The organism is Ensifer sp. 2TAB8 (genome assembly GCF_052115125.1).
In the GTDB taxonomy this organism is placed as follows: domain Bacteria; phylum Pseudomonadota; class Alphaproteobacteria; order Rhizobiales; family Rhizobiaceae; genus Ensifer.
In genome coordinates this window covers 1-12758 of sequence record NZ_JBFRGB010000005.1, presented here as the reverse complement: position 1 = coordinate 12758, position 12758 = coordinate 1, and the positions used below count along the sequence as shown (strand labels likewise).

10 protein-coding genes are annotated in these 12758 nt (G+C 63.5%); 6 read left to right on the top strand and 4 right to left on the bottom strand.

Annotation, left to right across the window (positions count from 1 at the left end; genetic code table 11):
- The first annotated feature begins 74 nt into the window (after positions 1 to 74).
- From AB4Z53_RS11055 to AB4Z53_RS11035, 5 genes are all read left to right on the top strand, one after another.
- Complete coding sequence (locus AB4Z53_RS11055; protein WP_441595843.1) at positions 75 to 533, top strand: Rrf2 family transcriptional regulator; 459 nt, start codon at positions 75 to 77, stop codon at positions 531 to 533.
- Positions 517 to 936, top strand: coding sequence for a GNAT family N-acetyltransferase (locus AB4Z53_RS11050; RefSeq protein WP_441595842.1), 420 nt, complete (start codon positions 517 to 519; stop codon positions 934 to 936). The genes AB4Z53_RS11055 and AB4Z53_RS11050 overlap by 17 nt, the downstream gene beginning before the upstream one ends.
- Positions 937 to 1049: 113 nt before the next feature.
- Positions 1050 to 1934, top strand: a complete 885-nt coding sequence (locus AB4Z53_RS11045; protein ID WP_441595841.1) for a helix-turn-helix domain-containing protein — start codon at positions 1050 to 1052, stop codon at positions 1932 to 1934.
- 175 nt (positions 1935 to 2109) lie between these two features.
- Positions 2110 to 4323, top strand: a complete 2214-nt coding sequence (locus AB4Z53_RS11040; protein WP_441595840.1) for a TonB-dependent siderophore receptor — start codon at positions 2110 to 2112, stop codon at positions 4321 to 4323.
- Between the two features lie 203 nt (positions 4324 to 4526).
- The gene (locus tag AB4Z53_RS11035) at positions 4527 to 4820 is read left to right on the top strand and encodes a DUF6916 family protein (RefSeq protein ID WP_113538505.1); all 294 of its coding nucleotides are present in this window, start codon (positions 4527 to 4529) and stop codon (positions 4818 to 4820) included.
- Positions 4821 to 4834: 14 nt separating this feature from the next.
- On the opposite strand, the gene AB4Z53_RS11030 is transcribed toward AB4Z53_RS11035, so the two are convergent.
- Genes AB4Z53_RS11030 through AB4Z53_RS11015 form a run of 4 tightly spaced genes read right to left on the bottom strand, consistent with a single transcriptional unit; the run spans position 4835 to position 7028 of the window.
- Positions 4835 to 5386 (bottom strand): GNAT family N-acetyltransferase, encoded by a 552-nt coding sequence (locus AB4Z53_RS11030; protein WP_441595839.1) that lies wholly within the window; start codon positions 5384 to 5386, stop codon positions 4835 to 4837.
- A complete protein-coding gene (locus tag AB4Z53_RS11025) occupies positions 5383 to 5973 on the bottom strand; it encodes a phage tail protein (RefSeq protein WP_441595838.1) in 591 nt (196 codons plus the stop codon). Before AB4Z53_RS11025 ends, AB4Z53_RS11030 begins: the two co-directional genes overlap by 4 nt.
- Positions 5948 to 6478, bottom strand: coding sequence for a phage tail protein (locus AB4Z53_RS11020; RefSeq protein WP_113538507.1), 531 nt, complete (start codon positions 6476 to 6478; stop codon positions 5948 to 5950). The genes AB4Z53_RS11025 and AB4Z53_RS11020 overlap by 26 nt, the downstream gene beginning before the upstream one ends.
- A 22-nt stretch (positions 6479 to 6500) precedes the next feature.
- Complete coding sequence (locus AB4Z53_RS11015; RefSeq protein ID WP_441595837.1) at positions 6501 to 7028, bottom strand: phage tail protein; 528 nt, start codon at positions 7026 to 7028, stop codon at positions 6501 to 6503.
- Positions 7029 to 7300: 272 nt separating this feature from the next.
- Here AB4Z53_RS11015 and AB4Z53_RS11010 point away from each other — a divergent pair.
- Positions 7301 to 12758: beta strand repeat-containing protein (locus AB4Z53_RS11010; RefSeq protein WP_441595836.1), on the top strand; the 5458-nt coding region annotated here is incomplete at its 3' end.

Here is a 12758-nt window from a genome sequence, read left to right as displayed (position 1 = left end):
TGTAATCATATAAGTTACAGAATAGGGCGAGGTCAAGTGTGTGTAACATTAATAGTTACGCTATAGGGGTGCATATGAAACGAGACAGCCGGCTGGCGCGGATGATCCATGTGCTCATCCATATGGGGCTCCTGGGCGGGCGCGAGACCTCGGAAACCATTGCGAAGATGCTGAACACCAATCCGGTGGTCGTGCGCCGTACGATGGCAGCCCTGAAGCGCAAGGGCGTGGTTGGTTCCGAGGGAGGGCGAGGCGGCGGATGGGTGCTACTGCGGCCGCTCGACGATCTCACCGTCCTCGATATCCAGAAGGCGCTGGATGAAGGCGAGGTGCTGGCCGCAGGTGTTTCGGAGGATCATCCCACCTGTCCGGTGGAGCGGGCAGCAAATGCCGCCCTGGTGCGGGCCTTCGATAAGGCGGAGAGCGCATTGCTGGACGAGTTTGCAAAGCTGAGGTTATCGCTAATCGCCGAGCAGGCCATGTCGGTCGACAGACACCCGCCTCAAGATGGAAGAGATGACGACCGAAAATAGCGCTGACGATCCGCACTTCCTATGGCGTGGCGACTTCACGAATGCCGAGCTGAACGCGCTGCATGCCGAGTGCTTCGAACACGCCGTACTCGATGACGATTGGAGGAAACAGGTGAACAATTTCAGCCTAGGCTGGGTTTGCCTGCGTCTCGAGGGAAATCTTGCCGGCTTCGTCAATGTTGCCTGGGACGGCGGCGTGCACGCCTTTCTGCTCGACACCATGGTCTCGGCGCCGTGGCGGCGAAGGGGCTATGCGCGCCGGCTCGTCGAAGAGGCGGTGGCAAACGCAAGGCAATCAGGCTGCGAATGGCTGCATGTCGACTTCGAGCCCCATCTTCGCGATTTCTATCTTGAAGCCTGCAAGTTTGTCCCCACCGACGCCGGCCTGATCCGATTGCGTTAGCGGACTTCAAAGCGTGCCCCTATCGGGGCTTCCGCTGCGCATTAAAGATGAGTAAAGAAGGAAGGAATAAAGATCGAGGCGCAGCCTCAGGCTTCCCGAGCATTGGGCAATTGATGACATTCCAGCCACGGATGCAGAACAGGATCTCCGGGTTCAAGGTCCTCGGCGGTTTGCACCGTCGCGAATGGAACGGGATCATAGCCGACGTCTGGGATGTCGAGTGCGAGGCGCGCGCCAGCGGTCACTACGTGTCCGACGATCCGCGCATGTTCATCGTGCTCGATGCGCAAGGTGGCAGCCGCTGTAATGTCAAACTCTCGCCCGGCGGCCCCGGGACGGTGCAGAACTACCGCGAACAGGGACTTTCCTACATCCCGGCGGGCGTGGAGGTCTGGGCCAATGTCGTCGACGTGCAATACATCCGCCATCTCGATCTGCACTTCAATCTCGAGGTCCTCAGCCGGCGGCTGATGGAGGATCTCGACGCCAGCCGTTGCGACGCGCCCCGGCTGATGTTTCATGATGAGCGTTTCCTGCAACTCGCCCGGCTCATCGCTGCGGAGTGCCTCAATCCGCAGCCGTTGCATGATCTATATGGTGATGGTCTAACGGTCGCGCTGTTCATCGACCTGATGAAGCTTAACCGTACCGATCCGCGCAAGCGCAGCCCGCTTGCCGCATGGCAAATGCGCCGCGTGGCCGACTACATCGCGGAGAACTTCGGCCGAAGCATTCGGCTCGAGGAGTTGGCGGCGCTTGTGGGATTGTCGCAATCGCATTTCAGCCACGCCTTCAAGGCCTCGACCGGAATGGCGCCACATCAGTGGCAGACGAATGCACGTATCGACCGGGCCAAGCAACTCCTGCTGAGGAACGACGCGTCGCTGACGGCGACGGCAGTCGAAACCGGGTTCGCGGACCAAGCGCATTTCACCCGGGTCTTCCGCAAGGTCGTCGGCACCACGCCGGCGCAATGGAGGCGGAGCCGCTTGGCCTGAGCAAATCGTCCTACGTGCGAGCGAATGTTCGCTGTGAATAGCCCAGGATCGTTCAATTATCGTGGATCGCTCCAAGCGCCGGCATAATAGTTGATATAAACACTCATCTTATCTGATGTTTACTTTTAAACGCTGCAGATCGCCCGGGGGATTGGCGCGATGGCGGCTCGGGGTGATGAAAGAGATGATGGTACGTGGCAGGGCGGCGGGTTTGGCCGAATGGCTGGCTGGAGGAGTAGCCGGCATTGCAATTCTGGCGGCGGGCGCCGCGATGGCGCAGGATGCGCCGGCGACCCGGCTGGAAATGATCGAGGTGCAGGCCGGGACGACCAAGGACGATGCGACCGGCCCGGTCGAAGGCTACGTCGCCAAGGCCACGACTACCGGTTCGAAATCGGCGACCCCGATCAGCGAAATTCCCCAATCCGTGTCGGTCATCGGCCGCGACGAGCTTGACGATCGCGGCGGCGTCAACAAGGTCGACGAGGCGCTTCGCTATACGCCCGGCGTGATGGCCGAGCCCTTCGGCGTCGATCCGGATACCGACTGGTTCTATATCCGCGGTTTCGATGCGACGCAGACCGGCGTCTTCCTCGACGGCCTCAACCTGTTCTCCTACGGCTTCGGCGGCTTTCAGATCGATCCCTTCATGCTGGAGCGCGTCGAGGTGCTGAAAGGGCCGGCTTCGGTGCTCTATGGTGGCGCCAATCCCGGCGGCATCATCAGCCTCATCAGCAAGCGGCCGACGGAGGAGACCTCGACCTATGTCGAGACCGGCATCAACAACAACGGCAATGCCTTCCTCGGCATCGATGTGAACCGGCCGCTGGACGATGCGATCAACTACCGCGTCACCGGCAAGGTCTCCGGCGGCAACAACTACACCGACCACTCGGAAGACCTGCGCGGTTTCATCCTGCCGCAGATCACCTATCAACCCGACGACGCGACCAGCCTGACGGTGTACGGCCTGCTGCAGGGCCTTGATCAGGTCCACACCGGTGGCGGCTTCCTGCCCTATGTCGGTACCGTCGTCGATGCGCCGTTCGGCAAGATCGATCGCAAGGCCTTCTTCGGCGAACCAGCCATCGATACCGGCACCTATGTGCAGCAGATGCTCGGCTACGAGTTCAAGCACGAGTTCGACAGCGGCTGGCAGTTCAGCCAGAACCTGCGCTACAGCCATCTCTACAAGCACGAGAACGGCCCCTATACCTACGGCTATTACGATCCGGGCCTGCCCTTCCCGGTTTCGCCGGCGCCTGCCACACCCGACAATCTGCTCTATCGGCTCGGCTTCGAGGCGACCTCCAAGGTCGATACATTCGGCGTCGACAATCGCCTCGAAGGTGAGTTCGAAACCGGCGCTCTTGGCCACACGCTGCTGGTCGGTCTCGACTACAAGCTCTTCCGCCTGGACCACGTGCAGGCGTCCTCGGCGGGAACGCCGATCAGCGCCACCGATCCCGTCTACGGCGCGCCGCAGCCGGCCAATGCCATCTATATCAACCAGGTGATCACCCAGCAGCAGCTTGGCGTCTACGCTCAAGACCAGATCCGCTTCGGCGACGGTTGGCTCGTCACGCTCAATGGCCGCTACGACTATGTCGACACCAAGACCAACAACGACCCCACCTTCTGGGCTCCGACGCAAAACTCGAGCTTCGGCTACAGCGAAGGCGCCGTCAGCGGCCGCGCCGGGCTTGCCTATGAATTCGACAATGGCTTGACCCCCTATGTGAGCGTCGCCACCTTCTTCAATCCGGTCGTGGCCGTGACAGCCACCGGCAACACCAAGCCGGAGGAAGGCGAGCAGTTCGAAGCCGGGGTCAAGTACGAGCCGACCTTCTTCGATGGCATGCTGACGGCATCCATCTACCAGCTGACCAAACGCAACGCGCTCGTGACCGACCCGCTGACGAGCATATCCACCCAGACCGGCGAAGTGCGCTCCCGCGGCATCGAGCTTGAGGGCAAGGTCAATCTCAACGAAAGCTGGAAGGTGATCGCGGGCCTCGATTTCATGGATATCGAGGTGACCGAGGACGCGAACCGGGCACTGGTCGGCAAATCGCCCTATCTCGTCCCCGACACGCAGGCCTCGTTATGGATCGACTACACCGTGCGGCAGGGCGCGCTTGAGGGCGTCAGCCTCGGTGCCGGTGTTCGCTATCGCGGCGAGAGTTGGGCGAACAAGGAGAACACGGCGAAGGTGCCCTCCGCGACGGTCTTCGATGCGGGGCTGCGTTATGAAAAAGACGGCTGGGGTGCTGCCCTGAACGTCACCAACCTTTTCGACAAGAAGTATGTGAGCGGTTGCAGCGGCGTGCTCGTCTGCGGTTATGGCGACGCAAGGACCGTCACGCTCAAGCTCAGCAAGACATGGTAATCTGAACCCATGCGGGGCCGGAGCGAACCGGCCCCGCACTGCATTGGCGTGGCCGAATACGATGTCCGCGCCGATCCGCGTTCGACACGCGCTGGTTGGTGTCGATCTCTCCTTGGGCCCCGCCTTTGTCGCTTTTGCGCGCAACCATAATGATGTAGCAATGATGCCATCGACCTAAGCGGGAATCACTGAGGGGATGGCGAATGGAACTGTTGACGCTTCAACATTTTGCGGGTTGCGTCGGCCAGGCGTTCGATCTCTCTCTTGGCGAAAGCACGATGCCGTTGACCCTGGCGGAGGCGACGCCGGGTGCGACCCAGATTCTGCCCGGCATGCGCCGCGCGCCTTTCTCCCTCATGTTCCGCAGCAGTTCGGCAGTGGTGCTGCCGCAGCAGATCTACAAGCTGAACAACGCGTCGCTCGGCGCTCTGGAGATCTTCCTCGTGCCGGTCGCCCGCGACAAACAGGGCATCGTCTATCAGGCGATCTTCAACTGACGGAGCCTCAGCTTTCAGCAACGGACATCGTCGCAAGGCCATCCCATCCGGATATGTGATCCGCCATCGGCTTCTACGCGAAATCCAAGACGCTGGTAGAGCGCTCGCGCGCGGACATTGTGCTGTTCGACATGCAGGGTCACCGAAACGGCGCCCGACTGGCGTGCCTGCCGGAGAATGGCCGACAGGATGGCGCTTCCTCTGCCGCATCCGCGCCATTCCGGCAATAGACCGATATCGATGATGAGCCAGTTGTCTCGCGTGAAATCCAGATAGAGGCGGCCGACGGGCCTGCTTTCAAGCTCGACGACGAGAAAATCCGCTTCGGGAAAGGTCGCCATGTAGTGGCGGTGCTGGAAGGCGAACTGCTGGTCGAGAAAGGCATGCTTCTGCTCGTCCGGCCAGGGTATCGCTGCCAGTTCGTCTGCCCGAAACGAGCGATAGAGACCGAGCAGAAACGGAACGTCCGCCGATGTGGCATGACGCAGCACGAAATGTGTGACCGACAGGCGAGCAGGCGCAAGCCGCGTCGGAAAGCTGATCGCGGCAATGTCGTGCGGTATCACGGGAACGACGGAAACGCGCCTTGAAGGGCAATGCAGAAATTGACGGCGAGGAAAGGTTGGCGGTTTTCATGCGGCTGGTTCCCGCCTGTGGGGCCGATCATGCTGGGTGCAAACTGGGCATCCGGTTTTGCGGCGACCGCCGCCATGACCGTATTTTGAGCCGGCAGGGTCAGCGAGTTCCCGGCAGACGGCGTGCTCGCCCTCTTCGAGACGTCAGTCTGGTTGTAGATCGTCAACGCGTGGGTGTGGGCGGGCATTTCGGTGGAGAGCAGTGTGACGCTCTCCGATCCGAAGACCTCCCCGATGGCGTGGGGCGTTAGGCCTGGACCACTGCCCTGACCGCAACCGGCGCGGCCGGCAAAATTGGGCAACTGAAAATTGCTTCGTCCGTCGCCACCATAGGAGTTGCCAATCAGGGCGAACAAGGGAGTATTTTGCTGGATAGGAAGCAGTGTGCCGTTGCAGAGCGCCCAGCCATAAGGTGCGAAGTTGAAGCCGAAAAGCTGGATTTCACCAATGAAAGGCTCTGTCATTTCTATCCCCTTATCGTGAAGGTCCGGATCAGCTTTGCTGCGGGAAGATGCCATCGAGCGCGATGCAGAATTGCACCGTGAGCGTGGGCATCGTGTTGTCATGAGGCTGAGTGCCCCCTGAAGGGCCGGTCGAGGCAGACGAGGTCGTACGCCCGCTGAGGCCGGTCACGTCCGTGGCATAGAACGTATCGCTCGCCACCGCACCGAACTCGACAGTCGGCCCGACCGACGTTGCCTCCGCCGTCGTGGTCGTCGCAAATATCGTATGGCTGTGCGCCGCTAGCTGCGCACTCGTCAGCGTCACGTTTTCGGTGCCGCCAATCTGTCCGAGTACACGTGGCGACAGGCTTGGCCCGGTGCCCCAGTGCATTGGCACGCGACCGCGCAGGTCGGGCACACGGAATGTCTGTTGGCCATCACCGCCATAGGTGGTGCCGATCAGCATGTAGAGTGCCTCGTATTGGGCTATCGAAATCAGCGAACCGTCGCAGGCCTGCCATCCCGTCGGCACACGGGGGAAACCGAACATCCGTATTTCCCCGATATAGGGCGTGCTCATCCTTGACCTCCGGTGGCTGGGTTCAACTGCGGGACGGGTATACGCCCGAAAGCGCAATGCAGAAGTTGATGGCGTTGAAGGGCTGCAGGTTGTCGTGTGGCTGCCCGCCGGCATTGGGCGCCACACTCTGTGGCGACAAGGGTACCTGCGGCCCGCCGGTCTGCGCATAGATCGCCAGGGCCGTCTTGCCGAAGAGCGCACCCGTCGGGGCGCGTTGGTCGCCATTGGACGTCGTGCCGTTCGCCTGATGAAAATGGGCGGGAATCTGCTGTGAATTCAAAGTGACGGCTTCAGCGCCGCCGACTTCCGCCATCGCATAGGTGGGCTGCCATCTCTGGTCCACCGAATTGCCGTAGGATATCGGAGTGCGGCCCTGCAGGTTCGGCAGGGAGAAGTTGGTCGTACCGTTGCCGCCGTAATAGGTGCCCAGCAAGGAGAACAACGCCTGGTTCTGGCTGATGGACATCAACTGTCCGTTGCAGAGCGCAAAGGTCTTCGGCGCAAAGCCGAATCCGGTCATCATGATCTGCCCGAGATAGACTTCGGTCATCGCTGCCCCCAATAATCTGACGACTCTGAATTTGCCCCTGCGCGGTACCTTCTCTCATAACGAGCATCTTGGGAAGAGCGGTTGCGTGTTCTTCCTACCCCGAATTCTCGCATAGGTCGCACTAGCTTGGGTTGTGTGACTCAAAATTTCGTGTCAGTCAGTGGGTGAGGCAGCGAACGGACTGATCGCGACGATGGACTTCGATCCATGTGGCGCGCAGTGCGCACAGGGGCGGGGCAATGTTTCAGCAATCGTTAGGTCGAGCGCGCCGGGTGCGTGGCCATCTGGCCTTCTTTTTTGGCTTCCTGGTGTTGCTCTGCCTGGCAACGTTGGCCCCCGCCTCTTCGGCGCAAGCGGGTCTCTGCGGCACCTCGCAAAGCATTTCGGTTCCGTCCGGCGGCAGTGTCACCATCACCTGTTCCGATTGGGGCTTCATTCAGCCTGCCGTCCAGTCGCCTTCCCACGGAAGCCTGACGTTCAACATCCCTCTCCTCAATCAGCTCGTCTACACGAACAACGGCGATGGCGCGACGTCCGATACCTTCATCGTCAAGGACGACGACGCCACCCCGGTCACCTTCACTGTGACCATTGCACCGTCGAGCTCACCGTTGACAGTGACGCCTGCAAGCTTGCCGACGCCGGCGATCAGCAGCCCCTACAGCCAGACGCTGAGCACGGCCGGGGGCGTTGCGCCCTATAGCTATACGCGCATCAGCGGAGCCTTGCCGCCGGGCCTCGCGCTTTCGCCTACGGGTGTGATTTCGGGAACGCCGACCGGCTCCGGTCCGTACAATTTCACCGTGCGTGTGACGGATTCGACCGCGCCGACGCCTATCGTGGTCGACAAAGGCTACAACGTCACGATCGCCGCACCGGTGATCGATGCGACCCCGGACAATCCGCCAGATGGCGGGGTGAACGTTCCCTACAGTCTTCAGTTTTCCGCCTCCGGCGGCACGGCACCCTACACGTTTACGCCCGATACCGGCACCTTGCCGGCTGGCCTGACGCTTTCGACAGGCGGGCTCCTGTCTGGTACGCCGACGGCCGCGGGCAGCGCGACATTCAGGCTGAAGGTCCAGGACAGCACCACGATCTCCACAGGCGGGGTTCATTTCATAACGCAGAACGTCACCGTTACCATCAATTCCTATCCCCCCGTAACGATCAATCCAGTGGGCGGCCCGCTTGTGGCGGGTACTGTTGGTGCTGCCTATTCGCGAACTATTTCGGCCAGCGGCGGTTCGGGAGCGATCAGCTATGCGGTGTCATCAGGTTCGCTGCCCGACGGGCTCAGTCTCAGTCCGGCGACCGGCGTGATCTCTGGCACGCCGACGGTCGCGGCCATCGGCACGGCGAACTTCACCGTGACGGCAACGGCGGCGACGGCGGGCTCGGCCTCGGCCAGCTATTCGATTGCGGTGGCTGCGCCGCCAGTGGTGCTGAGCCCGGCTGCCGGCGCCTTGCCGGGTGGCACGGTGGCCACTGCCTATTCGCAAACGATCTCGGCCAGCGGCGGCGTGGGCCCGATCACCTATGTGGTGACGTCGGGCTCGTTGCCGGCTGGGCTCACTCTGGGATCGACGGGCGCAATCACCGGTACGCCGACAGCCGCGGCCGTCGGTACCGCGCACTTCACGGTGACGGCGACGGCTGCGACCGTGGGCTCGGCTTCGGCCAGCTATTCGATCGCGGTGTCTGCTCCGCCTGTAGTGCTGACACCCGCGAGCGGCGCGCTCCTGGGGGGAACGGTGGGGCTTGCCTACTCTGATACTTCGATATCGGCTAGCGGAGGGGTGGGCGCCATCACCTACGCGGTGACGACGGGCGCACTGCCGGCGGGCCTCAGCCTCAACACGTCGACCGGTGCAATCACCGGTTTGCCGACGGCTGCCGCATTCGGAACGGCGACTTTCACCGTGACGGCGACAGCCGCCACCGCGGGTTCGACGTCAGCCAACTATTCGATCGTGATCACGGCGCCGCCCCTCGTGCTGACGCCGGGAAGTGGCACGGCGCTTCCGGATGGCACGGTCGATAGCGTCTATTCGGGCGCATCGATCTCTGCGAGCGGCGGGTTGGGGGCAATCACCTATGCCATCACGGCCGGCGCGCTGCCGGCCGGGCTCACCTTGGATTCGACGACCGGTGCGATTACCGGGACTCCGGCCGCCTCGGGCTGGGGGACATCGCATTTCACAGTCACGGCAACGGCTGCGACGAGCGGTCTTGCCACGGCGAACTACACGATCGCCGTGTTGGCACCGCCGTTGGTATTGACGCCGGCAAGCGGTACGACGCTGTCTCCTGGCCTGGTTGGTTCGTCCTATTCGGACACGTCGATCTCGGCCAGCGGCGGCGCGGGGACGATCAGCTACGTGATCGTATCAGGCTCGCTTCCGGCCGGTCTGTCTCTCGACCCCGCAACGGGCGCCATTTCCGGCACGCCCACGGCCGCCGGCTTCGGCACGGGGACCTTCTCGGTGCAGGCGACGGGCGCAGTCACGGGTGCGGCGACGGCCAGCTATTCCATCGTCGTCGGCGCATCACCGGTGGTGCTGACGCCCACGACCGGTTCGTCACTTGCTGGCGGTACGATCGGTTCGGCCTATTCGCAGACGATTTCGGCAACCGGCGGCGCCGGCGCGTTCACCTACACGGTCAGCAGTGGCACGCTGCCCGATGGTCTCGTCATCGACGCTACGACCGGCGCAATCACCGGCACGCCGACCGCAATGGCCTTTGGCACGGCGAGCTTCACAATCACGGCGACTGCCGCGACCAGCGGTTCGGCGTCGGCGAGCTATTCTATAGCGGTGGGCGCGCCGCCTGTGGCGTTGGCGCCGGCAAGCGGCACGGTGCTCGCGGCCGGCATGGTCGGTGCGTCCTATCCGGGTGCATCGATCTCGGCGAGCGGTGGTTTGGGTCCATTCACCTACAGCGTCACTACCGGTTCGCTTCCAGCCGGTCTTGCGATCGATTCGGGAACCGGCGCGATCACCGGCACGCCGAGTGCCGCGGCACTGGGGACGACGACATTTACGGTAACTGCGGCGGCGGCAACCGCTGGCACGGCATCCGCAAGCTACACGATCAACGTGGTGCCGCCGCCGGTGATACTGACGCCGGCGAGCGGCACGGTACTTTCATCGGGCCTGGTTGGTTCGTCCTATTCGGATACGTCGATTTCGGCGACCGGCGGCGTCGGCGCGATCAGCTATGCGGTCACTTCCGGCTCCGTGCCGGCCGGGCTTGTCCTCGACCCGGCAACGGGTTCGATTTCCGGTACGCCGACGGCCGCGGGTTTCGGCACATCCAACTTCACGGTGACGGCCACGGCCGCATCTGCGGGCTCAGCTTCCGCCAGCTATTCGATCACTGTTGGGGCGACATCCGTGATCATGACGCCGGCAAGCGGCGCGACGCTCGCAGTGGCAACGGTCGGTTCCTCCTATTCTGACACATCGATCTCGGCGGGCGGCGGCGCCGGTGCGATCACCTATGCGATCTCGGCAGGTTCACTTCCGAACGGGCTCAGCCTCGACGCATCGACCGGTGCGATCACCGGCATGCCGACGGCCGCGGCACTCGGTCAGGTGAGTTTCATAGTAACGGCAACGGCCGCGGTCAGCGGCAGCGCGTCGGCAAACTATTCGATAGTCGTGGCTGCACCGCCGGTGGTGCTGAACCCGCCAGCCGGCTCGGCACTTACGGCCGGCACGGTCGGCATGCCCTATTCGGACACCTCGCTCTCCGCGAGCGGCGGTATCGGCGCGCTCAGCTATGCGGTGACGTCAGGCGTACTTCCCGCTGGCTTGAGCCTCGATCCGTCGACCGGTGCGGTCAGCGGCACGCCGACGGTCGCGGCACTCGGAACGGCGAATTTCACACTGACGGCGACGGCGGCGATTAACGGGACGGTTTCGGTCAACTATTCGATCACGATTGCGGCGCCAGCGGTGGTGCTCGCCCCCGCTGGCGGAGCTTTGGTGACGGGCACGGTCGGCGCCTCCTATTCGGACAGGTCGATCTCGGCAACAGGCGGGGTCGGCGCGATCAGCTTTGCCGTGACATCCGGGTCGCTGCCGGCGGGCCTTACGCTTGATCCTTCAACCGGTGCGATTTCCGGCACGCCAACGGCCGCCGGATTTGGTGCCGCGACCTTCACGGTCACGGCGACGGCGGCAACCGCCGGATCGGCTGCGGCCGGCTACACGATCAATGTGGGTGCTCCGCCGGTGGTATTGGCACCGGCCACGGGCGCGACGCTTTCGGCCGGCATGGTCGGCTCGTCCTATTCGGACACGTCGATCGCCGCGAGCGGTGGTCTTGGTGCGTTCAGCTACACGGTAACATCGGGAACATTGCCGGCGGGCCTGGTGCTCAACGGAACGACCGGCGCGATCACCGGCACGCCGACGGCTGCCGGATACGGCACGACGACCTTCACGGTGACGGCGACGGCGACAACCAGCGGTTCGGCCTCGGCCAGCTATTCGATCGTGGTCGGCGCGCCTTCCCTGGTGCTGACGCCGGCGACCGGCACGGCGCTCGCCGCGGGTATCGTCGGTGCGCCCTATTCGGAGACGTCGATCGCGGCGATTGGCGGCGCTGGCACGATTACCTACGCGGTCACAGCGGGGGCGCTTCCCGATGGCCTGACGTTGAACGCCACCAGCGGTGCGATCACCGGCACGCCGGCGGCCGCCGCACTCGGCACGGCCAACTTCACCATAACTGCGACTGCGGCCGTCACCGGGTCGGCTTCCGCAAGCTATTCCGTCGCCACCACGGCCCCGGCCTTCGTCATCATGCCGGCAACCGGCACGGCGCTTTCGGCCGGCATAGTGGGTACGCCCTATTCTGACGCATCGATCGCGGCAAGCGGCGGCGTCGGTGCGATCAGCTATGCGGTGACATCCGGGTCGTTGCCGGCGGGCCTGAGCCTCAACGCGTCGAGCGGCGCGATTACCGGCACGCCGACGGCCGCCGGTTTCGGTACGGCGACCTTCACGGTGACCGCGACGGCGGCGACAAGCGGTTCGGCTGCAGCCAGCTATACGATTAGCGTCGGCGCTCCGCCGATCGTGCTGACGCCGGCAAGCGGCACAGCGCTTTCGGCAGGTACTGTCGGCGTTGCCTATACGGACACGTCGATCTCGGCGAGTGGTGGTGTTGGCATGTTCACCTATTCGGTGACATCCGGCGCGCTGCCGGGGGGCCTCGCGCTGGACGCATCGAGCGGGACCATCTCCGGCCGGCCGGCCGGCGACGGCGACTTCCAGTTCACGGTGACGGCGACCGACGCCAATGGCGCGACGGGGCAGGCGAGCTATCAGATCGCCGTCCTCTCCAGCAATTTCGTCTTCAGCCCGTCGGCCGGAGCACTGCCGGATGCGATGGTCGGCGAGGCCTATTCGTCGCGGATCTCCGCCACCGGCGGCGTCGGTGCGCTGATCTACAGCGTCAAGAGCGGCGCCCTGCCGAAGGGCATGGTCCTCAACGTCTCCACCGGCGAACTGACCGGGCCGCTGGCGGCGGACGCGACACCGGATACCTATTCCTTCACCATCGCCGTCGTCGACAGCCGCGGCGCCAGTGGTTCGGCGGCGTATTCGCTGGAACTGAAGGCACGCTCGGTGACGGCGCCGGATATCGTCGTCGAGGTTCCCGCCGGCTCGACACCGAACAACGTCTACCTCAATGCCGGCGCCACCGGTGGTCCGT

Bases quoted from the DNA above. Each gene is read 5' to 3' on its own strand.
- AB4Z53_RS11055 (WP_441595843.1), top strand. From the start codon at position 75: ATGAAACGAGACAGCCGGCTGGCGCGGATGATCCATGTGCTCATCCAT.
- AB4Z53_RS11050 (WP_441595842.1), top strand. From the start codon at position 517: ATGACGACCGAAAATAGCGCTGACGATCCGCACTTCCTATGGCGTGGC.
- AB4Z53_RS11045 (WP_441595841.1), top strand. From the start codon at position 1,050: ATGACATTCCAGCCACGGATGCAGAACAGGATCTCCGGGTTCAAGGTC.
- AB4Z53_RS11040 (WP_441595840.1), top strand. From the start codon at position 2,110: ATGAAAGAGATGATGGTACGTGGCAGGGCGGCGGGTTTGGCCGAATGG.
- AB4Z53_RS11035 (WP_113538505.1), top strand. From the start codon at position 4,527: ATGGAACTGTTGACGCTTCAACATTTTGCGGGTTGCGTCGGCCAGGCG.
- AB4Z53_RS11025 (WP_441595838.1), bottom strand. From the start codon at position 5,973: ATGGCATCTTCCCGCAGCAAAGCTGATCCGGACCTTCACGATAAGGGG.
- AB4Z53_RS11020 (WP_113538507.1), bottom strand. From the start codon at position 6,478: ATGAGCACGCCCTATATCGGGGAAATACGGATGTTCGGTTTCCCCCGT.
- AB4Z53_RS11015 (WP_441595837.1), bottom strand. From the start codon at position 7,028: ATGACCGAAGTCTATCTCGGGCAGATCATGATGACCGGATTCGGCTTT.